The sequence below is a fragment of the Cupriavidus sp. WS genome (assembly GCF_000395345.1).
GTDB lineage: Bacteria > Pseudomonadota > Gammaproteobacteria > Burkholderiales > Burkholderiaceae > Cupriavidus > Cupriavidus basilensis_B.
In genome coordinates this window covers 1-26648 of sequence record NZ_AQPL01000295.1, presented here as the reverse complement: position 1 = coordinate 26648, position 26648 = coordinate 1, and the positions used below count along the sequence as shown (strand labels likewise).

The window sequence follows — 26648 nt, the reverse complement described above, 5'->3', positions numbered from 1 at the left end:
GCACGGCGAACGCGTCCTCGTCGAGGCCGGCGCCGAAGCCCTGGTAGGCCATGTCGACGAACGGCAGCAGGTCGTTGGCCTTGAGCAGCGCGATCACCTTGCGCCACTGGTCCTGGTCCAGGTCCACGCCGGTGGGGTTGTGGCAGCACGCGTGCAGTAGCACGATGCTGCGGCGCGGCAGCTCGCGCAGCGCCGCCATCATCGCGTCAAAGCGCAGCCCGCCGGTGGCGTCGTCGTAGTAGGGATAGGTGTTGACGGTGAAACCGGCGCGCTCGAAGATCACGCGGTGGTTTTCCCAGCTCGGGTCGCTGACCCAGACCTGCGCCTGCGGGAACGCGCGGCGGAGGAAATCGGCGCCGACGCGCAGCGCGCCCGAGCCGCCGAGCGTCTGCAGCGTGGCGATGCGCCCGGCCTTGCGCGCCTCGCACTGCTCGCCGAACACCAGCGCCTGGACCGCGTCGCGGTAGGCGGCGTTGCCCGCCATCGGCAGGTAGGGGCGCGGGCCGAGGTCGGCCAGCAGCTCGGCCTCGGCCTGCGCCACGGCCTTCATGACCGGCAGCCGGCCCGCATCGTCGAAATAGATGCCGATGCTCAGGTTGACCTTGCCGGTGCGGGGGTCGGACTGGAAGCTCTCGTTCAGCGAGAGGATGGGATCGCCTGGGAAGGCCTCGATGTGTTCGAACATGGTGCGCTCAGTGGGTGGTGCGACGAAGATGCAGCCGGCATTGTAGGACAGGCGCCGGGCAGCCGGGGCGGGGCGCCCCGGCGCTCGCGCTCAGACCTTCAGCGTGCCGCGCTCGATCTGGTCGCGTTCCAGCGACTCGAACAGCGCCTTGAAATTGCCTTCGCCGAAACCTTCGTCGCCCTTGCGCTCGATGAACTCGAAGAACACCGGGCCGAGCGCGGTCTTCGAGAAGATCTGCAGCAGCAGGCGCGGCTTGCCGCCTTCGGTGGTGCCGTCGAGCAGGATGCCGCGCGCCTTGAGCTGCTCGACCGGCTGGCCGTGGCCCGGCAGGCGCTTGTCGAGCGCTTCGTAGTAGTAGTCGTTGGGCGCCGTCATCAGCGGCACGCCGGCCATCTGCAGGTTGTCGATGACTTCGATCAGGTTGTCGGTCAGGAAGGCGATGTGCTGGATGCCCTCGCCGTTGAAGGCCATCAGGAATTCCTCGATCTGGCCGCTGCCCTTGGACGATTCCTCGTTGAGCGGGATGCGGATCTTGCCGTCCGGCGCCGTCATCGCCTTGGAGGTCAGGCCGGTGTATTCGCCCTGGATGTCGAAGTAGCGGATCTCGCGGAAATTGAACAGCTTCTCGTAGAAATGGGCCCAGTAGGCCATGCGGCCGCGGTAGACGTTGTGCGTCAGGTGGTCGATCAGGCGCAGGCCGTGGCCCGGCGGGCGGCGCTCCGCGCCTTCGACGAATTCGAAGTCGATGTCGTAGATGGACTTGCCGTCCTCGAAGCGGTCGATCAGGTACAGCGGCGCGCCGCCGATGCCCTTGATCGCGGGCAGGCGCAGCTCCATCGGGCCGGTGGCGATTTCCACCGGCTGCGCGCCCAGCTCCAGCGCGCGCTTGTAGGCCTTGTGCGAGTCCTTCACGCGGAAGGCCATGCCGCACGCGCTCGGGCCGTGCTCGGCCGCGAAGTACGCCGCCGGGCTGTGCGGCTCGCGGTTGACGATGAAGTTGATCTCGTTCTGGCGATACAGCAGCACGTCCTTGGAACGGTGGCGCGCCACCAGGCTGAAACCCATCTGCTCGAACAGCGGTTCCAGGAGGTTGGGCGTGGGCGAGGCGAATTCCACGAATTCGAAGCCCATCAACTGCATCGGGTTTTCAAAGAGGTCTGCCATGATCGGGGGCCAGATGAACGGGGGAAGGGGGCGGCGTCCGGCAAGCGGCGAAGGCGGCGTGGCTGCCGCGCGGGCCCGCGGGACGTCTCTGTCTTTGTCCATGTTCCTGCCGGTGCGCCGGAGACTGCAACGCCGTCAACAGGACCATAGGTTGCAGAGAGTTTATTGGCTAGCCCGGGGAATGTAATAGCGAAATCGGGAGGGGATAACCCTATTGTCCGCCATGAAATAGCGCCGAAATTTTCGATTTGAGCATGGAAATGCGCGCCCTGTCCCGGCCCGCGGTCCGCGCCTGCGCGCATGGCTCGCGCCGGACGAACGCCGGGCAGCCCTCCGCGCCCGCTCCGGAAACCTCGAAGCGTACCCGTTTCTGCGTGCTGGTCTTGCGCCGCCGCGCGCGGCGCCGGATCGCGCGAACGCGCGCCGCCGGACCGCCCGCATGGCCGCCTGCGCGGGTGGCGCATTGCGCGCCGGGGACCGAAACGGACCGCGCCGCGCCCGCGCCGGCGGCAAAGCGTACCCGTTTCTGCGTGCGGTCGGTGCGTGCTCAGCCGATCGCGCCGCCGCTGTCCACCAGCACCCTGGCGTTCTTGAAATCGGGAAACATGGCATGGCTCCTTGAGAAAGCGAAACGAAAGCAAGACGAGGAAAAAGCGCGCCGATGCGCGGCGTGGCGCATCGCAATCGCATGCCGTCGATTATGGCCATTGCGCGGCGGCCGATCATCCATGCCGGATTGGAAGCACTGTTGGCAGGGATTCGATAATGGGCCGGCGCGGCGCGCCCAGGCACGGCCCGCGCCAGCACGCCCGCCGCGCCGCCGCTACAATGCTGCGGTGCAGCTTGGTCCCGTCCGGGGCCGCTGGCGCATCGCCTCGACCGCTCCAAGACTCCCTTCCGCCATGAAGCCCCTCCTGCTGGTCCTCAACCACGTCCAAGACGAACACCTCGGCTGGATCGCCGAGCAATACGATGTGCTGTACGCACCCGACGACGCGGCCCGCGCCGCGCGCATCCGCGCGGACGGCGCGCGCATCCGCGCCGTGCTGACCATCGGCTCGGTCGGCCTGAGCGCCGCCGAAATCGACGCGATGCCGGCGCTGGAGCTGGTCTGCGCGCTGGGCGCGGGCTACGAGAACATCGCCGTGGCGCATGCCCGCGCGCGCGGCATCGTGGTCGCCAACGGCGCCGGCACCAACGACAGTTGCGTGGCGGACCATGCCGTGGCGCTGCTGCTGGCCACGGTGCGCGCGCTGCCCGCGCTGGACCGCGCCACGCGCGCCGGCCAGTGGCGCACCGAGCTGCCGCTGCGGCCCAACGTGTCGGGCAAGCGCCTGGGCATCCTGGGCCTGGGCACCATCGGCCGGCGCATCGCGCGGCGCGGCCTGGGCTTCGACCTGGAGGTGGGCTATCACAACCGCTCGCCGCGCGAGGACGTGCCTTACCGCTATTTCGGCGACGTGGGCGCGCTGGCCGAGTGGGCCGACTACCTGGTGATCGCCACGCCCGGCGGCGCCGGCACGCGCCACCTGGTGGGCGCCGAGGTGCTGGCGCGGCTCGGGCCGCACGGCTTCGTGGTCAACATCGCGCGCGGCAGCGTGCTCGATACCGCCGCGCTGGCGGCGGCGCTGCGCGCGGGCCGGCTGGGCGGCGCCGGCCTCGACGTCTACGAGACCGAGCCGGAACCGCCGGTGGCGCTGTTCGACTGCCCCAACGTGGTCCTGACCCCGCACGTGGCCGGCTGGTCGCCGGAGGCCATCGATGCGTCGGTGCGGCAGTTCGTCGAGAACAGCCGCCGCCATTTCGCCGGCGAGCCGGTGCTCACGCCGGTCGGCTGAAGCCGGCCCGCTCAAGGCCGGCCCGCTCAGGCCGCGGGAAACACCACGCGCACGCGCAGGCCCGGCGCCGCGTCTTCCAGCAAGACGCGCGCGCCGTGCGACTGCGCGATCTCGGCGACGATGGCCAGGCCCAGCCCGCTGCCGCCGGTGGGCGCCTCGGGCACGCGGTAGAAGCGGTCGAACACGCGCTCGCGCTCGGCGGCCGGGATGCCGGGGCCGTCGTCGCGCACCACCAGCTCGACCGAGCCGGCGCCGCCGGTAGCGGCCACGTCGACCTTGCCGCCGGGCGGCACGTAGCGCAGCGCGTTGTCCACCAGGTTGGTCAGCAGGATGCGCAGCGCGTCCGCGTCGCCGCGCACCAGCGCCGGGCCGGCTGCGCCGTCGGCATCCACGCCGAGGTCGATCCCGCGGTCGAGCGCGGCCTGGGTCATCTCGGCCACCACGCCGCCGGCCAGCGCGCGCAGGTCCACCGGCTCGTGCGCCGGCGCCGCCGCGCCCGGCTCCTGCCGGGCCAGCGTGAGCAGCTGCGCCACCAGGTGCGTGAGCCGCTCCAGGCCCTGGCGCAGCTTGCCCACCGCTTCGCGGCGCGCCTCGGCGGAATCGGCGCGCTCCACCAGTTGCGCCTGCAATTGCAGCGCGGCCAGCGGCGTGCGCAGCGCGTGCGCGGCGTCGGCGACAAAGGCGCGCTGGGTGTCGATGGCGTGCGACAGGCGCGCCAGCAACTGGTTGAGCGCCTCGGTCAGCGGCGCGATCTCGTCGGGCATGCTGGTCACGGCCAGCGGCGAGAGCGCGTTGGCGTCGCGCTGGCGCACCCCGGCGGCGATCTCGCGCAGCGGCCGCAGGCCGCGCCCCACCGCCACCCACACCAGCCAGCCCAGCAGCGGCAGCAGCAGCAGCAGCGGTGTCACGGTGCGCAGCGCCATGCGCGCGGCCACCTCGCTGCGCGCCGACATGGGCTGGGCGATCTGCACCACGGCCGGCCCGAGCTGCACGCTGTAGATGCGCCATTCGCCCTCGTCGGTGCGCACGTTGGAAAAACCGAGCTCGGCGCGCTGCGGCAGGCGCGGATGCGCCTGCGACAGGTACAGGCTGCGGCCCGAGCCGTCCCAGATGTGGATCACCACGTCCTCGTCGGCGTGGAACAGGCTCGCGCCCGGCTCGGGCTGCGCGAACGAGGGCATCACCGGATCGGCGAACTGGCTGGGCAGCGCCGCCGCCACCTGCTTCATCTGGTAGTCGAACAGCGCGTTGGCCTCCTGGCGCGCCTGGCCGTAGATCAGCGCGGTGGCCATCAGGATGCCCGCCAGCAGGCCGAGCGCCAGCCACCACAGCAGGGTCTTCTGGATGGAGCGCATCAGGCCGGATCTCCGGGCGCGGCGGCCTCCGGCCTGGGCACCACGTAGCCCACGCCGCGGATGTTGCGGATCAGCGCCGCGCCGAACTTCTTGCGCAGCGCGTGGATGTAGACCTCCACGGTGTTGCTGCCGACCTCGTCGCCCCAGCCGTACAGGCGCTCCTCGAGCTGCGCCACCGACCACACCTTGCCGGGGCGTGCCAGCAGCGCGGACAGCAGGCCGAACTCGCGCGCGGACAGCCTGACCGGCTCGCCGGCGAGCGTGACCTCGCGCGTGACCGGGTTGAGCACGATCTCGCCGTAGCGCAGTAGCGGCTCGGCGCGGCCCTGCGCGCGGCGCACCAGCGCGTGCATGCGCGCGGCCAGTTCCTGCAGGTCGAACGGCTTGACGAGGTAGTCGTCGGCGCCGGCGTTGAGGCCCGCCACGCGGTCAGCCACGGCGTCGCGCGCGGTCAGGATCAGCACCGGCGTGGCCACGCCGCGCGCGCGCAGCGCGGCCAGCACCTCCAGCCCGGAGCGGCGCGGCAGGCCCAGGTCGAGCAGGATCAGCGCGTAGCAGTCCTCGCCGTCCGGCCCGCCCTGCTGGGTCGCCGCGGCCAGGCCCGCCTCGCCGTCCTGCACCCAGTCCACCGCAAAGCCTTCCTGGCGCAGCGCCACTTTCACGCTGTCGCCGATCATGGCGTCGTCTTCCACCAGCAATACACGCATGTTCAGGTCCGCATCAGCATCAGGCCGGGTTGGCGCGCGCGCCGTGCGCCAGCGCGTCGGCCAGCGCCTGCGCCAGGCCCGGCAGCGCGGGGAAGCCGGCGGTAATCACGTAGACGGGCACGCTCTCGAGGTAGGCGCCCATGCGGCCCTTGGCGACGAAGCGCGCGTTGAAGGCCGACGCGCGCAGCGCCGGCACGAAGCGCGGCACGATGCCGCCGCCGAGGTAGACGCCGCCGCGCGCGCCGAGCACCAGCGCGACGTCGGCCGCCACCGAGCCGAGCAGCCCGCAGAACACCGCCAGCGCGCGCCGGCACAGCGGATCGCCGCGCACCAGCGCGCCGTCCGTGACCTCGGCCGGATCGAGCCGGCGCGCCGGGGGCGTACCCGTTTCTGCGTGCAGCGCGGCATGCGTGAGCGACAGCCCCATGCCCGACAGCAGGCGCTCCGCCGACACGCGGCCGAAGGCCTGATGCGCGGCGCGCCAGGCGATCCATTCGTCGTCGGTGTCGGGCATCAGCTCGATGTGGCCGCCCTCCCCGGCCAGCGCCACGGCCGGGCCGGCGCGCGCCGGCACCAGGCCGGACACGCCCAGCCCGGTGCCGGGCCCGACCAGCGCCAGCGGCGCGTGCGGCACCGGCGTGCCGGCGCGCAGCGGCGCCACGTCCTGCGGGCCGAGGTGCGGCAGGCCGAGCGCGAGCGCGGTGAAGTCGTTGAGGGCCACCAGCAGGTCCAGCCCGAGCGCGCGCTGCATCTCCGAGATCGAGAACGCCCAGGCGTGGTTGGTCAGCTTGACGCGGTCGCCCGTCACCGGGTTGGCGAGGCCGACCGCGGCATGGCGCGGGCGCGCGGTGCCGGGCGGCAGGCGGTCGAGGTAGTGGCGCATGGCGGCTTCGAGCGAGGCGAAGTCGGCCACCTTGAGCGCGGTCACGGGGCCGATGCGCTGCGGCGCGGTTTCCAGCGCGAAGCGCACGTTGGTGCCGCCGACGTCGCCGAGCAGGCGTGGGAAGCTGGGCATGGTATCGGGCGGCATCAGGCGGAAAAGACGTCGGTGCCGTGGCGGTGCCGGCTCATCACCAGGCTGACCGGCAACGCCGGGGTCGGCCCCTGGCAGGCGCGCGCGAACACGGCGGCCTTGGCCGCGCCGGCGAACGACAGGAACACGCGCTCGGCCGCCAGCAGCGCCGCGAGGTTGAGCGTGATGCGCGCGTGCGGCGCCGCGCGCGGATGGGTGACGAGATAGCCCGGGCGCGGCTCGGACAGCGCGTGCTCCAGTTCCGGCGCCTCCGGGAACAGCGAAGCGGTGTGGCCGTCCTCGCCCATGCCCAGCACCACCACGTCGGGCTGGCGCCAGGCCGCGTTGAGGCGCGCCACGGCGCTGGCGGGATCGGCCGCCTCGGCCTCGCTGTTTACCAGCGGCACGAAGGCGGCGCTGGCGGCGGCCTCGCGCAGCAGGTGGCGGCGCACCAGCGCGCCGTTGCTGTCCTCATGGTCCGGCGGCACCGCGCGCTCGTCGACCAGCGTGACGGTGACCGCCTCCCAGCGGATGGTGCGGTAGCGCAGCCGCTCGAAGAAGGCCACCGGCGAGCGCCCGCCCGACACCGCCAGCACCGCCCAGCCGTTGACGCCGATGGCCAGTTCCAGCGCATGGCCGACCGAGATCGCCAGCGCTTCGGCCAGGTCCATCTCGGAGGTATGTTCGAAGCGTCGCATGCGGGTCTCCCGTGGGTTGGTCTGCCTGCGGCGCGGCGGCGGGTTGCCGCGCGGCCGCGCCTGCCTGTCGTCGGCTGCCTGTCTCCTGCCGCCGTCCTGCGCGGTGCTCACACCTCCTCGTGCCACAGCGCGCCGTCGCGCGACATCAGCGCCGACGACGCGGCCGGGCCCCAGGTGCCGGCGGTGTAGGGCTTGGGCGGCACCGTGCTTTCCTCCCAGGTGTCGAGGATCGGCTCGACCCAGCGCCACGCCTGCGCCTGCTCGTCGCGGCGCACGAACAGGCCCAGCCGGCCGCGGATGACGTCGAGCAGCAGGCGCTCGTAGGCGCCCGCGCGGCGCACCTTGAACGAGTTGGCGAAGTCCAGGTCGAGCGAGGTCGGCGTGAGCGCCACCGTGTCGCCGGGCTGCTTGACCAGGAAGTACAGGCGGATGCTCTCCTCGGGCTGCAGCCGGATCACCAGCCGGTTCTGCGGCGAGAGCGTGAGCGGGCGCGGGAAGATCGCGTGCGGCACGTCGCGGAAGTGGATCACGATCTCCGCCACGCGCGACTGCATGCGCTTGCCGGTGCGCAGGTAGAACGGCACGCCGGCCCAGCGCCAGTTGGCGATCTCGGCCTTGATGGCGACGAAGGTCTCGGTGCGGCTGTCGGCGGCGATGCCCTTTTCCTCGAGGTAGCCCGGCACCGGCTTGCCGCCGGCGGCGCCCGCGCGGTACTGGCCGCGCACGGTCTTCTCGGCCACGTCCTGCGGCAGGATGGGCTTGAGCGCCTTGAGGATCTTGATCTTCTCGTCGCGGATGCTGTCCTCGGACAGGCTGGTGGGCGGCTCCATCGCCACCATGCACAGCAGTTGCAGCAGGTGGTTCTGCACCATGTCGCGCAGCGCGCCGGTGCCGTCGTAGAAGTCGCCGCGCGTCTCCACGCCGAGCTCCTCGGCGATGGTGATCTGCACGTCCTGCACCCACTCGCGGCGCCACAGCGGCTCGAACAGCGCATTGCCGAAGCGGATCGCCATCAGGTTCTGCACCGACTCCTTGCCCAGGTAGTGGTCGATCCGGTAGATCTGGTCCTCGGCGAAGAACTGCGCCACCGCCGAGTTGATGGCGTCGGAGGATTGCAGGTCGTGCCCCAGCGGCTTTTCCAGCACGATGCGCACATTACGCTGGTTGAGCCCGGTTCGCGCCAGTTGCTCGCAGATGGGCACGAAGATGTGCGGGCCGGTGGCGAGATAGCAGACCACCACCTCGGGCGCGCGCTGCAGGACCGTGCGCGCCAGCGTGTCGAAGTGGCCGGGCTCGCGCGCGTCGACCTGCACGTAGGCGATGCGCGCGAGAAAGGCGGCCCAGGCCTCGGGCGGCGCGTGCTCCAGGCCCGGGCGCACGCTCTGCTCCAGCGAGCCGGCGTAGTCCGCGGTGCTCAGCGGGTGGCTGCCGGTGGCGAGGATGCGGGCATTGGGGTGCAGCAGTCCGGCGCAATGCGCGTCGAACAGCGCCGGCAGCAGCTTGCGCCGCGCCAGGTCCCCGGTGCCGCCGAACAGCACCATGTCGAAATCGGGCATGCTCACCCTGAGCTCCTTGTCGTGACCAGCGTGATGGCGGCGCGCGGCACCGCGTGAGTTCCGGCAAGTTTACGTGAGTCGCCGCCGCTTGGCGAGGCTGGCCGGGGCTAGGTGCCCAGCAGGTCCACCCACAGCGTGCGCGCGTGCAGCTGGTAGCTGCGGGTGGCCTCGATCAGCGCGCGGCGCGGCGCCGGATCCATGATGGCCTCGGGCAGCAGCGGGTCGCGCACGATGGCGCGGATGATGGCGCGGCCCACCAGCATGCTCTCGCGCGCGCCGGCGTCGGGCGCCATGCGCGCGAGCTTGGCGCGGCTGCGGTCGAGCTGCGCCAGCGCGCGGCGGTAGGCCGACTGCAGCGCCGGCACGTCCCACAACTGCACCATGCGCGTGGCGGTGTCCACGTCGAACTCGCGGCCCACGAACAGCAGGCTGGCGCCGGCCATGCCGAGCCGCGCCAGCTTGGCGCGCATCGCGGTGGCGCCGCCGGCGAGATTGTCGGGCCGCACGTTGATGGCCGCCGCCAGGGGCCGGAAGCCGCACAGCGCCAGCGCGCGCGCGTGGTGGCGCCAGGCGGTCTTCTCGGCGCGCGCCACGGCCGCGTCCTGCACCACCAGCCAGCCGCCGTTCCACTGCTCCAGCCGGCTTTCCTTCTCGAACCAGTGCTCCACCTCGTTGTAGACCGGGTTGCCTTCCGGCACCGCGGCGTAGCAGCCGCGTTCGGTCTTGACGATGCGGCCCTGGCGCTGCAGGCGCGTCAGCGCCACCCGCACGCTGGGCGTGCCGATGCCCATGACCTCGGCGCCGCGCGCCAGCGCCTGGACCGGCAGCGTGCGCTCCGGATGGCCGAACAGCAGGTCGATCACCAGGTCGGTGGCCGAGGGCTCGCGGATCTCTATCTCATGCATGGACGGAAAAGGCGGCGATGGAGCGGGCATTGGCGGTCGCTCGGGGTCGTGGGGCCGTGGGGTATACGAGAAATATTTCTGCGCCTGACATACAAATATGATTCAACGAAATATCTGGTTTGCTCGACAAAACACGGAAACCGCCACTTTGGCACAACTTTGCTAACTTCACCCATCGAGGATGCGCGCATGGACAGCACCGCCAGCCCCCATGTCAGGACCGAGACCGACGGCCCGGTCTTCACCGTCATCCTGGACCGCGCCGACAAGCGCAACGCCGTGGACGGCCCGATGGCGCTGGCGCTGCGCGCGGCCTTCGCGCATTTCGAGGCCGCCCCGGCGCTACGCGTGGCGGTGCTGTGGGGCGCCGGCGGCCACTTCTGCGCCGGCGCCGACCTGGGCGCGGTGGGCGACCCCGCGCGCCGCCACGAACTGGACCCGCGCGGCGGCGGCGCGGGGCCGATGGGGCCGAGCCGGATGGCCTTGTCCAAGCCGCTGATCGCCGCGGTGAGCGGCTACGCGGTGGCCGGCGGCCTGGAGCTGGCGCTGCTGGCGGACCTGCGCGTGGCCGAGCGCGATGCCGTATTCGGCGTGTTCTGCCGGCGCTGGGGCGTGCCGCTGATCGACGGCGGCACGGTGCGGCTGCCGCGTATCGTCGGCATGGGCCGGGCGCTCGACATGATCCTGACCGGGCGCGCGGTGCCGGCCGGCGAAGCGCTGGCGATGGGCCTGGCCAACCGCGTGGTGGAAAACGGCCAGGCGCGCGCGGCGGCCGAGGCACTGGCGCGCGAGCTGGCCGCGTTCCCGCAGCGCTGCATGCTGGCCGACCGCGCCTCCGCCCACGCGCAGTGGGACCTGCCGCTGGCCGACGCGCTGCGCGCCGAAGGCGCGGGCGGCGTGCCGGTCGTGTTCGAGGAAGGTATACCCGGCGCGGCGCGCTTCGCCGGCGGCGCCGGGCGGCACGGCAAGTTCGCGGACTGAGCGCGCGCGGTGCCCGCGCGCAAACCCGGGCGTACCCGTTTCTGCGCAAAAAGATCCATGAAAACAACGGCGAAGAAACCAGCCCGTGACGGCCGCCACGCCTGGACCTGTCTGCGCGGCGCGGCCCGCGCATGGCCGCTGTGCCCGGGGAACGCCGCATGACGTATACGCTGGGTATACGCAGGTAAACCGCAAGTAAGCGCCCTCGGCGCGAGGTGGCGGCATCGTGCGCCGGCGCGCCGGGCACATGCCGACATCGCTTCATGCCGGCGGTGAACCGCGGCACGCCCGCCGCCATGTGACGCCAAGCGCCGACCGACCCGCTCTTGTATGCTACGGCTATTGCCGCCGACGCCGATCGAGCCTCTCATGAGCCACAAATCCCGGACCCTGCTGCAGTCGATCTTCAGCCACCCGCTCAGCAACAACATCCACTGGCGCGAAGTGGAGACCCTGCTGCAGCAGCTTGGCGCGACGGTCGAGCCCATCCAGGGCGCGCGCTTCCGGGTGGTCCTCAACGAGCATGAGTTCTACCTGCATCATCCGCACCACGGCAACGTCTGCGCCAAGCAGGAAATCAAGCACCTGCGCGATTGCCTCACGGCCGCGGGCGTGAGCCCGCCCGGCGACGACAAATAGCATCGGGAAAAACAACAAGCGCGGGATGGGGCCACCGCAGGCCCTCCCCGCGCATTGCATCGCATCGCATTTCACCATCTCACCATTTCAGCCAACCGGATCTCCCCCTTCATGACCGAGCATTCCGCTTCCTCGTCCGCCGCCTTGTCCGCCGCCTTGCCCGCCACCCTGTCCGATTTCCCGATCACCCGCAAATGGCCCGCGCAGCATCCCGGGCGCATCCAGCTCTACTCGCTGCCGACGCCCAACGGCGTGAAGGTGTCCATCATGCTGGAGGAAACCGGCCTGCCGTATGAACCGCACCTCGTGCGCTTCGACGCCAACGACCAGATGTCGCCGGAATTCCGCTCGCTCAATCCCAACAACAAGATCCCCGCGATCCTCGACCCCGATGGCCCGGACGGCAAGCCGCTGGCGCTGTTCGAGTCCGGCGCGATCCTGCTCTACCTCGCCGACAAGAGCGGCAAGCTGATCCCGCAGGACGCGGCGGGCCGCTACGAGACCATCCAGTGGCTGATGTTCCAGATGGGCGGCATCGGCCCGATGTTCGGGCAGCTCGGTTTCTTCAACAAGTTCGCCGGCAAGGACTACGAGGACAAGCGCCCGCGCGACCGCTACGTGGCCGAGGCCCGGCGCCTGCTGGGCGTGCTCGAAACCCGCCTCGCGGGCCGCGCGTGGATCATGGGCGACCAGTACACCATCGCCGACGTCGCCACGTTTCCGTGGGTGCGCAACCTGATCGGCTTCTACGAGGCGGGCGATCTGGTGGGCATCCAGGACTTCCCGAACGTCACGCGCGTGCTGGAAGCGTTCGTGGCGCGGCCGGCGGTGGCGCGGGGGCTGAATATTCCGAAGCGGGATTAGGCAGGCGCTCGGCGTGCCGCAGGAAGACTGACCCGCCGGACCCCGGCATCGCCCCAAGAAAAAGCCCGCGCCGGCGTCATGCCGGGCGGGCTTTTCGTTCACCTCGCGTTGGCCGCTATGCGACCGCTTGCGCCACCTTGACCGGCACCGGCGCGTAGTGGTCGAACTGCATGCCGAAGCTGCCGCGTCCCGAGGTCAGCGCGCGCAGGCTGCCGATGTAGCCGAACATGCCGGCCAGCGGCACGTGCGCCTCGATCACGGCGCCGCCGCCGCCCTGCTGCGACTGAGCGCGCACCACGCCGCGGCGGCGGTGCAGGTCGCCGATCACGTCGCCGACGTGGTCGGCGGGCGCGCTCGCTTCCACCGCCATGACCGGCTCCAGCACCACGGGCGCGGCGGCCCGCGCCGCTTCGCGCATGGCCGCCGCCGCCGCGGTCTCGAAGGCCAGCGCCGAGGAGTCGCGCTCGTGATGGCTGCCGTCGAGCAGCACCGCCCTGAAGTCCACCAGCGGATGGCCGGCCACCACGCCCTGCGCGGCGGCGCGGCGGATGCCGGCTTCCACCGCGGGCACGTACTCGCGCGGCACCGCGCCACCGGCGATGCGGCTCTCGAAGCGGATGCCCTCGCCGCGCGGCAGCGGCTCCACGCGCAGCAGCACCTCGGCGTACTGGCCGGGGCCGCCGCTTTGCTTGCGGTGCAGGTAGCGCGCTTCGGCCGCGCGCGTCAGCGTTTCGCGATAAGCCACCTGCGGCCGGCCTACCGTCACCTCCACGTTGAAGCGCGCGCGCAGCTTTTCCAGCGTGACTTCGAGCTGCAGCTCGCCCATGCCGGACAGCAGCGTCTGCCCGCTTTCCGGGTCCTGCCGCAGGCGCAGGCTGGGGTCTTCCTGCACCAGCGCCTGCAGGCCGCGCGACAGGCCGGCCTGGTCGGCGTGGGTGCGCGGCTCGATGGCGACGTCGATCACGGGCTCGGGCGCGTCGATGCTTTCCAGCACCACGGGATGCGCCGGATCGGTCAGCGTGTCGCCGGTCACGGTGGCCTTGAGGCCGGCGATGGCCACGATGTCGCCGGCCACGGCCGCGCCGCGCTCCTGCTTGCTGTCGGCATGCATCTCGTACAGGCGCGCCACGCGCTCGCGCTTGCCGCTGCCGGCGTTGAGCACGGTGTCGCCGGCGGCCACACGGCCGCGGTAGATGCGCACGAACGTAAGCGTGCCGTGCGCGTCGTGCACGACCTTGAAGGCGAGCGCCGCCAGCGGCTGGGCCGGGTCCGCGTCCAGTTCGGGGCGCGCCACGTCGGCCGGCGCCGGCAGGTAGCTGGTGACGGCGTCTAGCAGCGGCTCCACGCCCTTGTTCTTGAACGCGGAGCCGGCCAGCACCGGCACCGCGGCGCCGGCCACGGTCACGCGGCGGATGGCCGCGCGCAGCGCCGCCGCATCCGGCTCGCGGCCGGCGAGGTAGCCTTCCAGCATGGCGTCGTCGTGCTCGGCGAGCGTCTCCAGCAGGCGCTGGCGCCAGGCCGCGGCCTGCTCCGCCATCGCGTGCGGCACGGGCTGCGTGGCGTAGGCCTGCCTGCCGGCGCCGTCCGGCCACAGCAGCGCCCGCATGGCGACGAGATCGACCACGCCGGCGAAGGCGGCTTCGCTGCCGATCGGCAGTTGCAGCACCAGCGGCACCGCGCCCAGGCGCTGCTCGATCATGCCCACCACGCGCAGGAAATCCGCGCCGGTGCGGTCGAGCTTGTTGACGAAGGCGATGCGCGGCACGCGGTAGCGGTCGGCCAGGCGCCAGTTGGTCTCGGTCTGCGGCTCCACGCCGGCCACGCCGTCGAACACCACCACGGCGCCGTCGAGCACGCGCAGCGAGCGGTTCACCTCGATGTTGAAATCGATGTGGCCGGGCGTGTCGATCAGGTTGATGCGGTGGCCGCGCCAGGCCACGGTGGTGGCGGCGCTGTTGATGGTGATGCCGCGCGCCTGCTCCTGCGGGTCGAAGTCCAGGGCGGCGGCGCCGTCGTGCACTTCGCCGAGCCGGTGGCTGGCGCCGGTGTAGAACAGGATGCGTTCGGAGGTGGTGGTCTTGCCCGCGTCCACGTGGGCGATGATGCCGATGTTCCTGACGATGCCGTTGTCGTTGTCGTTGTTGTTGAGTGCCTTGCGTTCCATGATGGGCTGCCTTTGCGAAAACACCCTGGCGGGTGCGTGCCGGCCAGGGTGTTGTCGGTGTCCCCGGCGAGCGGTCTGTGCGATGCCCCGGGACTGCGGATGGCAGCCAGGGGGCTATGGAATCGCTTGCGGGGCGGCGCCGGCATGCCGCATGCGGCACGCAGTGACATCGATGGCGGCGACAGCCGATGCCGTTACCACGCCAAGGGACGAGCGCAAGCTCCCGTTCCCTTGGCCGGTTTGAATCGTGGCGATCAGCTTGTCGTAGGTACGCATGGCGTGTGAGATGGTGGCGAAGTGCAAAAACAAAACCCCGGCGGGCCTGCGGGGCCGTCCGGGGTTTGTGCATGCTTCGCGTTCCCCGGAGCGGCCTGCCAGCCTTCCGGGCGCGACGCTCGGAAGACTAGACGTGAATGGCCAGCAGCACGCGATCACCGTGCGGTGCCGCGGCAAACGCGGCAAACCCTGCGAAGGGCGCGGCGGTGCGTCGGGCTGCTTGTTTCATGTTGTCCGGACTCCAGAGATTGGCGCGCAGTCTAGCACCGTTGCATGAAACGTGCAGGGCGCGTGGCATGCGTGCAGCGCCCGGCAAAGTGCACTAGGCTGGAAGCCGAGGACACCCCGCAGGAGATCCCCATGCCAAGCCATCCCGTCCTGGAACGGGTCACCGCCCGCATCGTCGCGCGCAGCGCCGCCACCCGCCAGGCCTACCTGGCGCGCACGCGCGCGCTGGCCGGACAGAAGGTGGAACGCGCGCACCTGTCCTGTACCAACCTCGCGCACGGCGTGGCGGCCATGCCCGAGCAGGCCAGGATCCGGCTCAAGGCGCAGGAGCGGCCCAACCTCGCCATCGTCTCGTCCTACAACGACATGCTGTCCGCGCACCAGCCGCTGGCGGCATATCCGCAATGGCTCAAGGAGGCCGCGCTCGAAGCGGGCGGCACCGCGCAGTTCGCCGGCGGCACGCCGGCCATGTGCGATGGCGTGACGCAGGGCCAGGACGGCATGGACCTGTCGCTGTTCTCGCGCGACGTGATCGCGCTGTCGGCGGCGGTGGCGCTGTCGCACCAGATGTTCGACGGCGCGCTGTACCTGGGCGTGTGCGACAAGATCGTGCCGGGGCTGGTGATGGGCGCGCTGTCGTTCGGCCACCTGCCCGCGGTGTTCGTGCCGGCCGGGCCCATGACCACCGGCATCGGCAACGAGGAAAAGGCGCGCATCCGCCAGCAATACGCCGAGGGCAAGATCGGCCGCGCGGAGCTGCTCGAGGCCGAGAGCAAGTCATATCACGGCCCCGGCACCTGCACCTTCTACGGCACCGCGAACTCCAACCAGATGCTGATGGAGATGATGGGCCTGCATCTGCCCGGCACCGCCTTCGTCAATCCCGGCACGCCGCTGCGCGAGGCGCTCACGCGCGAAGCCGCGCGTCAGGCGCTGCGCCTCGTGCACGGCGGCGAGCGCTACACGCCGGTGGCCGACGTGCTCGACGAGCGCGCCTTCGTCAACGGCATCGTGGGGCTGCTGGCCACCGGCGGCTCCACCAACCACACGCTGCACCTGGTGGCGATGGCGCGCGTGGCGGGCATCGTGCTGGGCTGGGACGATTTCGCCGAGCTCTCGGAAGTGGTGCCGCTGCTGGCGCGCGTGTACCCGAACGGCAGCGCCGACGTGAACCAGTTCCAGGCCGCCGGCGGCCTGCCGGTGGTGATCCGCGGGCTGCTGTCGCTGGGCCTGCTGCACGACGACGTGACCACGGTGGCGGGCAAGGGGCTGGCCGACTACACGCGCGAGCCGGTCCTGCGCGACGGCAGACTGGTGTGGATCGACGGGCCCGCCGCGCCGCTGGACGACAGCATCGTGCGCGCCGCGGCGCGGCCGTTCGCGCCCGAAGGCGGCATCAAGCTGCTCGACGGCAATATCGGCCGCGCCGTGCTCAAGATCTCCGCGGTCAAGCCCGAGCACCACGTGGTGGAGGCGCCGGCGCTGGTGTTCCACACGCAGGACGCGCTGATCGATGCGTTCAAGCGCGGCGAGCTGGAGCGCGATTTCGTCGCGGTGCTGCCGTGGCAGGGGCCGGCCGCCTGCGGCATGCCCGAGCTGCACAAGCTCACGCCCACGCTGACCGTGCTGCAGGGGCGCGGCTTTCGCGTGGCGCTGGTGACGGACGGCCGCATGTCGGGCGCCTCGGGCAAGGTGCCGGCGGCCATCCACGTCTGTCCCGAGGCGCTGAACGGCGGCGGCATCGCGCGCGTGCGCGACGGCGACCCGATGCGCGTGGACGCGCATGCGGGCGTGCTGGCGGTGATGGTGCCGCAGGCCGAATGGGACGCGCGCGACATCACGCCGCCGGACCTGTCGGCCAACCGGCACGGCGTGGGGCGCGACCTGTTCGGCGGCTTCCGCAAGCACGTCGGCTCGGCGGAAGAAGGCGCGTGCGCGCTGTTTGCCGACGAGGGCTGACGGCGGCGGGCGTGGCGCGCCGCGGTGCCGTATGGCGGGGCCCGCGTCAGCTCAGGCGCTGGGCCGCGGACAGCGCCGCGGGCTCGGGCCGGGCGCCGTCCGGCACGCGCACTTCCTGCACCGGCACGGCGAGCGGGCAGCCGGCCGCTTCGAGCGCCGGCTTGATGCGCTGGTAGAAGGCGAAGCGCACGTTCCAGTAGTCGCCGGCAGTGGTCCAGCAGCGCACGTTGAGCGTGACGCCCTGCGCGGCATAGTTGACCACCATGACTTCGGCCGCGGGTTCGGGCAGCACGCGCTTGTCCGCCGCGAGCATGGCGCGCAGCGCGTCGAGCGCGGCCTGGATGTCGGCGCCGAAGGTGACGGTGACTTCGATGTCGAGCCGGCGCGTGGGGTTCTCGCTGTAGTTGGTGATGGCGCTGCCCCAGATCTTGCCGTTGGGCACGCGCAGGCAGACGCCGTCGAAGGTGGTCAGCTCGGTCATGAACAGGCCGGTCTCGCGCACGGTGCCGGCCACGCCCTGCGCGTCGATGTACTGGCCCACGCGGAACGGCCGCAGCAGCACCAGCATGATGCCGGCGGCGATGTTCTGCAGCGTGCCCTGCAGCGCCAGCCCGATGGCCAGGCCGGCCGCGCCGAGCATGGCGACGATGCTCGCGGTCTGCACGCCGAACTGCGACAGCACCAGCACCACGGTCAGCACGCGCACGATCCATTGCGTGACGCTGGCCAGCATCGGGCGCAGCGTGGCGTCCACGCTCGGCCGGTCGAAGGCGTGCAGGATGGCCGCGCGGGCGCGCCCGGAGATCCACCAGCCCAGGATCAGGATGACGATGGCGGCGATGCAGTTCAGGCCCTGCTGCACGGCGAGCTGCGCGAGGTAGGTGCCGGCAGCTTCCAGCTTCTGCGGGTCGATGAAGTTGAGGTTCATGGCGATCGGCTCCGGCGGAGAAAACAAGGACAAGGACAAAGATCAGGACAAGGCGAAGCGCAATGGGAACGCGCCGGGCGTACCCGTTTCTGCGTGCCCCGACAGCGCGCAAACCCGGGCGCAAACCCGGCGCCACGGCGCGCCGGTTTCGCGCGGCGCGGCACCGGGACCTGCCCGCGATGGCCCGACCGGATGTCGGACAATCACCGGCAATGGCTCGATATTGCGGATGTATTCAGGACAGAAGCGCGGCAGTGAGGTTCCCCGCGCGCGGCCGCGCGAGGCGCGCGCGAAATAGCGCCAGCCAGCGCCAGCCCTTGTCGCGCAAGGGCTGGCGCCGCGTCGAAAAATGTCGCCGGAGGTCAGGCCGATGGCGTGCGGGCCGGATGCCCGCGGGCATTCGCGGCAGCGCCGCCGCATGGGACCGGCGGCACGCAGAAACGGGTACGCTTTCGCGTCTGGAAGGGATTCGGAGGGGATTCGAAAGGGATGCGCGGCACGGCGCGCGGCGCCGTGCCAAGAGCCCGCGGCGGCCGGCTCAGGCGGCCACGGGATGGTCGTGCAGGCGGTCGCGCTCGGCGAGCGAGGGGAACAGGCGCATCCATACCGCCACCACCACCAGCGTGCCCAGGCCGCCCAGCAGCACCGCGCCGACCGGCCCGAGCAGCGCCGCCGTGACGCCCGACTCGAACTCGCCCAGCTGATTGGACGCGCCGATGAAGACCGAGTTGACCGCGCCCACGCGCCCGCGCATGTCGTCGGGCGTGTCGAGCTGGACCAGCGTGGAACGCACCACCACGCTGATCATGTCGGAGGCGCCGAGCATGACCAGCGCCACCATCGACAGCGGCAGCCAGCGCGAGACGCCGAACACCATCGTGGCGACGCCGAACACCGCCACCGCGCCGAACATGATGCGGCCCACGCGCCGGTTCATCGGATGGTGCGCCAGCCACAGCGCCGTGGTCAGCGCGCCGATGGCCGGCGACGAGCGCAGCAGGCCGAGGCCCCACGGGCCGGTGTGCAGGATGTCGCGCGCGTAGATCGGCAGCAGCGCGGTGGCGCCCCCCAGCAGCACGGCGAACAGGTCTAGCGAGATGGCGCCGAGCAGCACCGGCCGGCTGCGGATGTAGGCGATGCCCGCGAACAGCGTGGCAACGCTGACCGGCGTGTTGTTGCGCTGCACGAGCTGGCGCAGCTTGAGCGCGCTCACCAGGCAGGCGGCGATGGCGAACAGCGTGGCGCTGATGGCGTAGACCACGCCGGGGCCGGCCACGTAGGCGAAGCCGCCCAGGGCCGGGCCGATGATGATGGCGGTCTGCACGGCCGAGCTCGACATGGCCACCGCGCGCGGCAACTGGCGCGCCGTGACCACGCTGGGCAGCAGCGCCTGCAGCGTGGGCGTCTCGAAGGCGCGGGTGGCGCCGATCAGGGCCACAAAGACGAAGATGTGCTCGCGCGTGATCCAGCCCTTGAGGCTGGCCACCGCCATCGAGACCGCGATCAGCGCTTCCAGCGTCTGGCACGAGCGCACGATCACGCGCCGGTCGAAGCGGTCGGCCACGTGGCCGGACATCAGCAGCAGGACCACCGAGGGCAGGAACTGCACCAGCCCCACCATGCCGAGCATGAAGGGATCGCGGGTGAGGTCGTAGATCTGCCAGCCCACCGCCACCGTGAAGATCTGGTAGCCGATCGTGGTGCACAGGCGGGCAAACCAGAACAGCCGGAACGAAGGGTCGCGAAAAACGGAATCCGGCTCGGCGGCCGGAATGGTGGCAGGGGTCGACATGGATGGCGGCAAGGACGGGAAAGTCGGCGGGGCACGCAGCAAGGCCCCACGCGGCGGAACGTAAAAAAGCGCCTGAAGCTGCCCTTTTCCCTGAAACGAGCCTGGGAGCGGGCCTCCTGTCTGGCCTGATGCTTGATTCCGCAAGCTTTGGATTCTATCCGAGCGGGCCGCCGCATGCAGCCGCATGCGGCAAGTTCTATGTATCGAATCTGACACAATAGCGCCGCAGTGACGGTATCGGCACCTGCGACGTGCCCTGCGGCGGCGACCGGACCGCCCCCAGACCCACTTCCGCCAGCGCAAGCCGCGACACCGCGACAGCCTGCGCGCGCGGAACGTCAGACGATCTCGCGCGTCTCGCGGAACTCCACCTTCGGGAAGCGCTCCTGCGTCAGGCGCAGGTTGACCATGCTCGGCGCGAGGTAGACGTGGTCGCCGGCGCCGTCGAGCGCGACGTTGTGGCCGGCCTTCTCGATCAGCTTCTCGATCTCGGCCGGGTCGCCCTTGAGCCAGCGCGCGGTGGCGCATTCGTGCGATTCGAAGATCGCGTCGACGCCGTATTCGTGCTCGAGCCGGTGCGCCACCACGTCGAACTGCAGGATGCCCACGGCGCCCAGCACGAGGTCGTTGGAGGCGATCGGGCGGAACATCTGCGTGGCGCCTTCCTCGGCCAGCTGCTGCAGGCCCTTCTGCAGCTGCTTGACCTTGAGCGGGTTGTTCAGGCGCGCGCGGCGGAAGAACTCGGGCGCGAACGAGGGGATGCCGGTGAACTTGAGCGGCTCGCCCTCGGTGAACACGTCGCCCAGGCGGATGGTGCCGTGGTTGGGCACGCCGATGATGTCGCCCGAATACGCTTCCTCGGTGGTGTTGCGGTCCTGCGCCATGAAGGTGATGGCGTTGTTGATGGCGACCGTCTTGCCGGTGGACACGTGCAGCAGCTTCATGCCGCGCTCGAAGCGGCCCGAGCACACGCGCACGAAGGCGATGCGGTCGCGGTGGCGCGGGTCCATGTTGGCCTGGATCTTGAACACGAAGCCGGTGAACCTGGGCTCGTCCGGCTCCACCACGCGGGTCTCGGTGTTGCGCGCCTGCGGTGGCGGAGCGAGCTCGCACAGCGCGTCGAGCAGCGACTGCACGCCGAAGTTGTTGATGGCCGAGCCGAAGTAGACCGGGGTCTGCTTGCCGGCGAGGAACGCGTCCTTGTCGAACGCATGCGAGGCGCCGCGCACCAGTTCGATCTCGATGCGCAGCTCCTCGGCCTGGCTGCCCAGCACGCGGTCGAGCTCGGGGTTGTCGAGCCCGTCGACCATCGCGGAGGTGCCCTTCTCGCCGTGCGGGTCGAACAGTTGCACGCGGTCGTCGATCAGGTGGTACACGCCGCGGAAGGACTTGCCCATGCCGATCGGCCACGTCATCGGCGCGCACTGCATCTGCAGCACGTCTTCGATTTCGTCGAGCAGCTCGATCGGCGAGCGGCCTTCGCGGTCGAGCTTGTTGATGAAGGTGAGGATGGGCGTGTCGCGCAGGCGGCAGACGTTGAGCAGCTTGATGGTCTGCGCTTCCACGCCGTTGACCGAGTCGATCACCATCACCGCGGAGTCCACCGCGGTCAGCGTGCGGTAGGTGTCCTCGGAGAAGTCTTCGTGGCCCGGGGTGTCGAGCAGGTTGACGATGTTCTCGCGGTACGGGAACTGCATCACCGACGAAGTCACCGAGATGCCGCGCTGCTTTTCCAGCTCCATCCAGTCGGAGGTGGCGTGGCGGTCGGCCTTGCGCGCGCGCACTTCGCCGGCGACCTGGATGGCGCCGCCGAACCACAGCAGTTTTTCGGTCAGGGTCGTCTTACCCGCGTCAGGGTGCGAAATGATGGCAAAGGTGCGACGACGCGCAATTTCGGATACGAGCGAGCTCACGGCGGTGGATTCTGCAAACGGAAGATGGAAAGGCCCGGGGCGCAGCGGGCCGGCGCCAGGGGCCGGCGGGACCATCAGCTCGAGGTCGGGGCGCCGGGCACTGCGGGCATGCACGAAGGGAATCGGGCGGTATTTTACCGGTTCGCGGGCGCGGCCGCGCGCGGCGCGGCCTGCGCGCCCGCGCCCTGGCCGCGCAGGCTGCCGAATTGCAGCGCGTACTGACGCGTCAGCTCGGCCCCGAAGAAGAAGATTTGCGCCGAGTAATACACCCACAGCATCAGCGCGACGACCGAGCCGGCCGCGCCGTAGGAAGACGCCACCGCGCTGTTGCCGAGGTACAGGCCGATCAGCCGCTTGCCTGCGGCGAACAGCAACGCGGTGATGACGGCGCCCATGATGACGTCGCGCCACGCGATGCGCGCATTGGGCAGCATCTTGAAGATCACCGCGAACAGCAGCGTGACCACGCCGAACGAAAACGCGGTGGAGAGCACGTCGGCCACCGGCGCGAACCAGGACTGCGTCCACATCTGGCCCCAGAAGCGGTCCACCACGGCCAGCGCGGCGTTGACGATCAGCGACACCAGCAGCATGAAGGCCAGCACCAGCACCAGGCTGAACGACAGCAGCCGCGCGCGCAGCAATTGCTGCCAGCCCGCGCCCTGCGGCGCCGGCGCGGCCCAGATCTCGTCCAGGCTGCCCTTGAGCTCGGCGAAGGCGCTGGTGGCGCCGACGAACAGGATGCCGGTGGCGATGGCGGCGGCCAGCCCGCCGCCGCCGGCGCGGTGGGTGGCGGCCAGGATCTCCTGGATGGCGGCCGCGCCCTGCGCGCCGACCAGGCCGTCGATCTGGGCGAAGATCTCGCCGCGCGCGGCCTCGGCGCCGAAGAAGATGCCGGCGATGGAGATCACCAGCACCAGGATCGGCGCGAGCGAGAACAGCATGTAGAACGACAGCGCCGCGCCCTTGCTGGCGGCGCGGTGGGCCACCCAGGCGCGGACCGAGGCCCCCACCACGCTGGCGGTGCGCGCGGCGGTGTGGCGGTCGGGCAGCCAGCGGCCCGGGCGCGGCCGGGGCGCATCGGCGTCCAGGGGGCGGCGGGGCGCATCGGCGGGATTCACGCGCGGGTCCGGCGGGGAGGTGGCCATGAGGACGGCACGGGCTACGCCGGCATGGTTAGCGCTCCTTGCGCAGGCCCCAGACGAGCGACACCGCGAACAGCACAAGGAAGACGATGAAGAGCAGCTTGGCTACCTGGGCCGCCCCGGCGGAAAGGCCGCCGAAGCCGAACAGCGCGGCAATCACGGCGACCACGAAGAAAAGCACGGCATAGCGCAACATGATGAGACTCCGGCAAGGCCTCTCCCGTTTTTGCATGTGGCCGAAAGTCCATGATACAGCCGCCCGCGCGCTTTGCCCAAGCGCGCGCGCAGCGCGCCAGCGGCTAGACTGGAACCGGAAGGCAGGCGGGCGGCGGCCACGCCGGCCGCCGTCCTTCCGGCCGTCTTTCCCGAACCCAGTCAGAAGGAGGCACCATGAACCGGACCACCGCGCACTGCCTCGGCATTGCCGTCTTCCTGGCGCTCGGCGTGCTTGCCGCCACCGGCTGCGAGCGCAGCCAGCCGGGCCCGAAGCCGATCTCCGGCGGCATGGCCGAGCAGGCCAGCGCCGCGCCGGCACGCTAGGCGCGCCGCGCATCCACGCCGCGGCACGGCATGCGCGGGGCGCGATGGCGGCGCGGACATCGCCGTTGCCCCGCGTGCCATCCCCGCGCCCGCGCCACTTCACGCACCCTCCGCAAGCGTCCGGCGTACCCGTTTCTGCGTGAATGAAACGGTCGGCCACCGTGCGCGCCGGCCGCCGGCGCGCCTGTTACAGCCCTGCAACCAACGCCGGGCCGCCAGCGCGGCCCCGCGCGGGCGGACTCCTTGCCGGACACGGCAAGCCGCGCGGGCGATCGGCCGCCGAAAGCCGCCGCCGGCGCGGCCGGCGGCATGTTTCAGTACCGCAACCAAAGCGTCCCCCCGTTCGGGGGGAACCTCCCCGCGTGCTTCCGCGCCGCCCGCAAACCGGCCCCGGTGCTGGCTTTGCGCGGATTGGCATGCTTGTCGCTCTGTGCCCGGCAGGGAGACATAAAAAAATGACGCGACGAGTCCTACAACGCGGGAGTGAGTTCTGCCATGCGTCAGCCGCCTGCGCGTATGACGGCACGAAGGCGATCGCATCGGCTGGCGCGGCCCGCGCCGTCGGTGTTGCAGCTTTTGTCGCCGCCCTTGCTCCCCTCTGCGCGATTGCCGGCACAGGCGACATCGTCGTTCTGCGCAGCGTCGAGCCGCGTATTGCCTATCGCGGCATTCCGCAGGGGGACATGCCGATAGCCGCCGCTGTCGAGCCGTTTCCGTCCCAGCGCTTCCAGCAATCCGCCGCCGCCGTGGCGAGCGACCTGACCGACAGCGACCTCGCTGCCGCGGTGGGCCGCAGCGCCGCGGGCGGCGCCGCGCCCTCTGCCGGCCAGGCGGTGCCTGCGCGCCGCGCCGGCCTGCCGGCCCAGGCCGAAGGGCTGGCCGCGGGCGTCACCATCGCCGGCGTCGCGGGCGGCATTGCCGGGCAGGTAACGCAGGCCACCGGCGGCGCGAGCGGCGCCTTGCTGCGCGGGCTCGCGCCGCTGGCCACGGGACTGCGGCCATGACACCGGCGCGCGCCATCGCCTGCGCCGTGCTCGCGCTGGGCGGCATGCCGGCGCACGCGCAGGTGGCGGGCGCGCAGGTGGCGAGCGCGGATAACACCGGCATCGGTCCGGGCGCGCTGGCCGGCGTGGCCGGGCGCGCCGCCGTCAACGTGGCCGCGGGCAGCGGCAACGCGCAGAGCAACCAGGCCGCGATCTCCACCGCCGCCGCCGCGGTGCAATCGATGCAACGTGCCGGCGCCACCGCGCCCGCGGCCGGCGCCGCCAGCCAGATCGGCGGCGGCGCGTTTGCCGGCGCCAGCGGGCTGATCGCGGCCAACGTGGCCAGCGGCAACGGCAACCTGCAGAGCAACGCGGCGGTGCTGGCGCCGTCCGCCGCGGTGAGGATCGAGGCGATCTCGGACGGCCTGCTGGCCGCCGCATCGGCAGGCGGGAGCCGCCCGGGTTCAGCGGGCCGCGCACCGGGACCGCGCGAGGCAGTCATCCAGCCGGATGCCTACCGCAACGCCAGCGGCCTGGTGCAGCTGAACCAGACGGCGGGATCGGGGAACGTCTCGTCCAACGTTTTTGTGCTCCGTCCCCCGGCGGGCACTTTTTTCTAGCAAGGGAAGGAGAAGATCATGAAAACGAGAATGCTCGCCATCGCAGCGATGGCCGCGCTTTCCACCAGTGCGTTCGCGGGCGGGTTCAGCTACTTCGATCGTCCCGACGAGGCCGACATCTTCAACCAGACCGCCATCAGCAACGACATCTACGTGCGCGGCTTCGGCTTTGCCTGGGGCGACATCCGCTTCAAGTCCGAATCGGGCGCGGTGGTCGACAGCCAGCAGAGCGCGCGCGGCAACGGCGTGCGCATCGGCCCGTCGAATAATGCCGCGTCCGGCGGCGGCAGCGCGCTGGTCAACGCGCAGGGCAATATCGGCGTGAACGTCTCCGCCGGCGCCGGCAACAGCCAGTCCAACCAGGCCGCGCTGGCGAGCATCGACGCCGCCGACGTGTTCGCCTCCGCGCAGGTGTTCTCCAGCCAGAAGACCGGCGGCAACGGCGTGCGCATGGCCGGCGCCGCCAACAGCGCCACCCTGGGCGACGGCATGCTCGCCGGCGCCAGGGGCAACGTCGGCGTGAACATCGCCGCCGGCGCCGGCAACCTGCAGAGCAATGCGCTGGCGGCCTCGGTCAACACCGGCGGCGGCACCGGCCGCGGCGGGCAGCCGGTCGGCGTGCTGGCCAAGGCGAGCGCGTCCAACGACCAGTCCACCTACGGCAACGACCTGTCGATGTGCGGCTGCCGGCCGAGCAACACGGCCTCGCTGGCCGGCGGCGCGCTGGCCAACGCGGTGGGCAACATCGGCGTGAACATCTCCGCCGGCGCCGGCAACGCGCAGAGCAACGGCCTCGCCATTTCCACGGCGACGCACTGAGCGCGGCGCCGCGGCATGGCCGCATTGCGGCCGCGGTACGGAAAGACGCGGCGGCGGAGCCGGGCACCGGGGGGTACCGGCTCATCCCGCCCGAGGGAGGAAACGAGATGCGCGCGCTATTTCGCGTGACCGGGGCATGCCTGCTGCTGGCCGCCGCCTGCGGCGCCAGCGGGCAGGGCACGATGACCATCAACCTCGATGGCCAGGCCATGCTCAGGAAGCCGGTCAGGAGCATGCTGGAGATGCGCTACCAGAACGTGATGCGCCAGCAGCTCGACTTCAGTTGCGGCGCGGCGGCGGTGGGCACGCTGTTGCGCTACGGTTACGGCTTCGACCTCGCCGAGCCGAAGATCGTGGAGGACATGCTGCGCATCTCCGATGCCGACACCGTGCTCAAGAACGGCTTCTCCATGCTCGACATGCGCAACTACGTGGAGACGCTGGGGCTGCGCGGACGGGGCTTCCGCGTGGACTACGGCGCGCTGCGCCAGCTTCGGATCCCGGTCATCACGCTGCTCGACGTCAACGGCTACCTGCACTTCGTGGTGGTGCGCAGGGCCATCGACGGGCGCGTGTTCGTGGCCGACCCGGCGCTGGGCAACCGCATCATCAGGGAAGAGGATTTCGCCGCCAACTGGAACGGGCTGGTGTTCGCCATCGTGGGCCGCCCGTTCGATGCGAACTCGCCGCTGCTGGACTTCACCGCGCCGGCCCTGCGCGAGCGGACCAACGCCGCGCTGGCCGGCGGCATGGTGCCGGCCGCGCTCGATTTCGGCCTGATCCGCATGGACTATTTCTGACATGGCCACCGCGCTGCGCCTGTTCTGCCTGACCTGCGCCGCCGGCGCGGCGATGGCTGCCGCGCCGGCGGCGCGGG

At 71.2% G+C, this 26648-nt stretch carries 26 protein-coding genes; 11 read left to right on the top strand and 15 right to left on the bottom strand.

All coding sequences use genetic code 11. From position 1 onward, the window contains the following. From K206_RS0123285 to K206_RS43060, 3 genes are all read right to left on the bottom strand, one after another. A partial coding sequence (locus K206_RS0123285) for an aminotransferase class I/II-fold pyridoxal phosphate-dependent enzyme (protein ID WP_020204800.1) occupies positions 1-685 on the bottom strand: 685 nt, incomplete at its 3' end. 90 nt (positions 686-775) lie between these two features. Beyond that, a complete protein-coding gene (gene hppD / locus K206_RS0123280) occupies positions 776-1849 on the bottom strand; it encodes a 4-hydroxyphenylpyruvate dioxygenase (RefSeq protein WP_029043984.1) in 1074 nt (357 codons plus the stop codon). Positions 1850-2396: 547 nt separating this feature from the next. Further along, a complete protein-coding gene (locus tag K206_RS43060; RefSeq protein ID WP_155888194.1) occupies positions 2397-2579 on the bottom strand; it encodes a hypothetical protein in 183 nt (60 codons plus the stop codon). Positions 2580-2751: 172 nt separating this feature from the next. On the opposite strand from K206_RS43060, the gene K206_RS0123275 reads away from it, so the two are divergent. Next, complete coding sequence (locus K206_RS0123275; RefSeq protein WP_020204798.1) at positions 2752-3687, top strand: 2-hydroxyacid dehydrogenase; 936 nt, start codon at positions 2752-2754, stop codon at positions 3685-3687. A 26-nt stretch (positions 3688-3713) separates the two neighbouring features. Here K206_RS0123275 and K206_RS0123270 read toward each other — a convergent pair whose 3' ends face one another. The 6 genes from K206_RS0123270 to K206_RS0123245 form a co-directional block, all read right to left on the bottom strand. After that, on the bottom strand, positions 3714-5042 hold the full coding sequence (locus K206_RS0123270; protein ID WP_020204797.1) for a HAMP domain-containing sensor histidine kinase: 1329 nt from the start codon (positions 5040-5042) through the stop codon (positions 3714-3716). Next, entirely contained in the window at positions 5042-5749 is a 708-nt protein-coding gene (locus K206_RS0123265) for a response regulator transcription factor (protein WP_029043983.1), read from the bottom strand. Before K206_RS0123265 ends, K206_RS0123270 begins: the two co-directional genes overlap by 1 nt. 19 nt (positions 5750-5768) lie before the next feature. Next, entirely contained in the window at positions 5769-6764 is a 996-nt protein-coding gene (glk, locus tag K206_RS0123260; protein WP_029043982.1) for a glucokinase, read from the bottom strand. Positions 6765-6778: 14 nt separating this feature from the next. Beyond that, positions 6779-7459 (bottom strand): 6-phosphogluconolactonase, encoded by a 681-nt coding sequence (gene pgl, locus K206_RS0123255; protein ID WP_029043981.1) that lies wholly within the window; start codon positions 7457-7459, stop codon positions 6779-6781. A 107-nt stretch (positions 7460-7566) separates the two neighbouring features. Continuing rightward, positions 7567-9015, bottom strand: a complete 1449-nt coding sequence (gene zwf, locus K206_RS0123250; RefSeq protein ID WP_020204793.1) for a glucose-6-phosphate dehydrogenase — start codon at positions 9013-9015, stop codon at positions 7567-7569. A gap of 107 nt (positions 9016-9122) precedes the next feature. Next, entirely contained in the window at positions 9123-9920 is a 798-nt protein-coding gene (locus K206_RS0123245; protein WP_020204792.1) for a hypothetical protein, read from the bottom strand. A 189-nt stretch (positions 9921-10109) separates the two neighbouring features. Here K206_RS0123245 and K206_RS0123240 point away from each other — a divergent pair, with 189 nt between their 5' ends. The 3 genes from K206_RS0123240 to K206_RS0123230 all read left to right on the top strand — a co-directional run bounded on the left by K206_RS0123240 (position 10110) and on the right by K206_RS0123230 (position 12404). Continuing rightward, entirely contained in the window at positions 10110-10901 is a 792-nt protein-coding gene (locus K206_RS0123240) for a crotonase/enoyl-CoA hydratase family protein (RefSeq protein ID WP_020204791.1), read from the top strand. A 369-nt stretch (positions 10902-11270) separates the two neighbouring features. Next, positions 11271-11540: a type II toxin-antitoxin system HicA family toxin gene (locus K206_RS0123235; protein WP_020204790.1), complete on the top strand. Its 270-nt coding sequence runs from the start codon at positions 11271-11273 to the stop codon at positions 11538-11540. Between the two features lie 111 nt (positions 11541-11651). Beyond that, the gene (locus tag K206_RS0123230) at positions 11652-12404 is read left to right on the top strand and encodes a glutathione S-transferase C-terminal domain-containing protein (protein ID WP_020204789.1); all 753 of its coding nucleotides are present in this window, start codon (positions 11652-11654) and stop codon (positions 12402-12404) included. Between the two features lie 115 nt (positions 12405-12519). On the opposite strand, the gene fusA is transcribed toward K206_RS0123230, so the two are convergent. Further along, on the bottom strand, positions 12520-14568 hold the full coding sequence (gene fusA / locus K206_RS0123225; protein ID WP_020204788.1) for an elongation factor G: 2049 nt from the start codon (positions 14566-14568) through the stop codon (positions 12520-12522). A gap of 636 nt (positions 14569-15204) precedes the next feature. On the opposite strand from fusA, the gene edd reads away from it, so the two are divergent. Then, the gene (edd, locus tag K206_RS0123220) at positions 15205-17031 is read left to right on the top strand and encodes a phosphogluconate dehydratase (protein ID WP_020204787.1); all 1827 of its coding nucleotides are present in this window, start codon (positions 15205-15207) and stop codon (positions 17029-17031) included. A gap of 46 nt (positions 17032-17077) precedes the next feature. Here edd and K206_RS0123215 read toward each other — a convergent pair whose 3' ends face one another. Next, positions 17078-17959 (bottom strand): mechanosensitive ion channel family protein, encoded by an 882-nt coding sequence (locus K206_RS0123215; RefSeq protein ID WP_020204786.1) that lies wholly within the window; start codon positions 17957-17959, stop codon positions 17078-17080. Here K206_RS0123215 and K206_RS43055 point away from each other — a divergent pair. Next, positions 17958-18257 carry a hypothetical protein gene (locus tag K206_RS43055; RefSeq protein ID WP_155888193.1) on the top strand — a complete coding sequence of 100 codons (300 nt, stop codon included), beginning with the start codon at positions 17958-17960 and terminating at the stop codon, positions 18255-18257. The two genes, K206_RS0123215 and K206_RS43055, sit on opposite strands and share 2 nt — an antisense overlap. Positions 18258-18497: 240 nt before the next feature. Here the strand turns inward: K206_RS43055 and K206_RS0123210 are convergent, their stop codons facing one another. From K206_RS0123210 to K206_RS41815, 4 genes are all read right to left on the bottom strand, one after another. Further along, entirely contained in the window at positions 18498-19751 is a 1254-nt protein-coding gene (locus K206_RS0123210; protein ID WP_020204785.1) for an MFS transporter, read from the bottom strand. Between the two features lie 338 nt (positions 19752-20089). Continuing rightward, entirely contained in the window at positions 20090-21664 is a 1575-nt protein-coding gene (locus K206_RS0123205; RefSeq protein WP_020204784.1) for a peptide chain release factor 3, read from the bottom strand. Between the two features lie 134 nt (positions 21665-21798). Continuing rightward, positions 21799-22812, bottom strand: a complete 1014-nt coding sequence (locus K206_RS0123200; protein ID WP_020204783.1) for a YihY/virulence factor BrkB family protein — start codon at positions 22810-22812, stop codon at positions 21799-21801. A gap of 28 nt (positions 22813-22840) precedes the next feature. Continuing rightward, on the bottom strand, positions 22841-23005 hold the full coding sequence (locus K206_RS41815) for a DUF1328 domain-containing protein (RefSeq protein ID WP_020204782.1): 165 nt from the start codon (positions 23003-23005) through the stop codon (positions 22841-22843). A gap of 194 nt (positions 23006-23199) precedes the next feature. Here K206_RS41815 and K206_RS43825 point away from each other — a divergent pair, with 194 nt between their 5' ends. The 5 genes from K206_RS43825 to K206_RS0123170 all read left to right on the top strand — a co-directional run bounded on the left by K206_RS43825 (position 23200) and on the right by K206_RS0123170 (position 26571). After that, entirely contained in the window at positions 23200-23349 is a 150-nt protein-coding gene (locus K206_RS43825) for a hypothetical protein (RefSeq protein WP_020204781.1), read from the top strand. A gap of 455 nt (positions 23350-23804) precedes the next feature. Further along, positions 23805-24353, top strand: a complete 549-nt coding sequence (locus K206_RS43050; RefSeq protein WP_155888192.1) for a hypothetical protein — start codon at positions 23805-23807, stop codon at positions 24351-24353. Beyond that, positions 24350-24952 carry a hypothetical protein gene (locus K206_RS0123180; protein WP_020204779.1) on the top strand — a complete coding sequence of 201 codons (603 nt, stop codon included), beginning with the start codon at positions 24350-24352 and terminating at the stop codon, positions 24950-24952. Before K206_RS43050 ends, K206_RS0123180 begins: the two co-directional genes overlap by 4 nt. An 18-nt stretch (positions 24953-24970) precedes the next feature. Beyond that, entirely contained in the window at positions 24971-25771 is an 801-nt protein-coding gene (locus K206_RS0123175; RefSeq protein WP_029043977.1) for a hypothetical protein, read from the top strand. A gap of 107 nt (positions 25772-25878) precedes the next feature. After that, the gene (locus tag K206_RS0123170) at positions 25879-26571 is read left to right on the top strand and encodes a C39 family peptidase (protein ID WP_020204777.1); all 693 of its coding nucleotides are present in this window, start codon (positions 25879-25881) and stop codon (positions 26569-26571) included. Positions 26572-26648 lie beyond the last annotated feature (77 nt).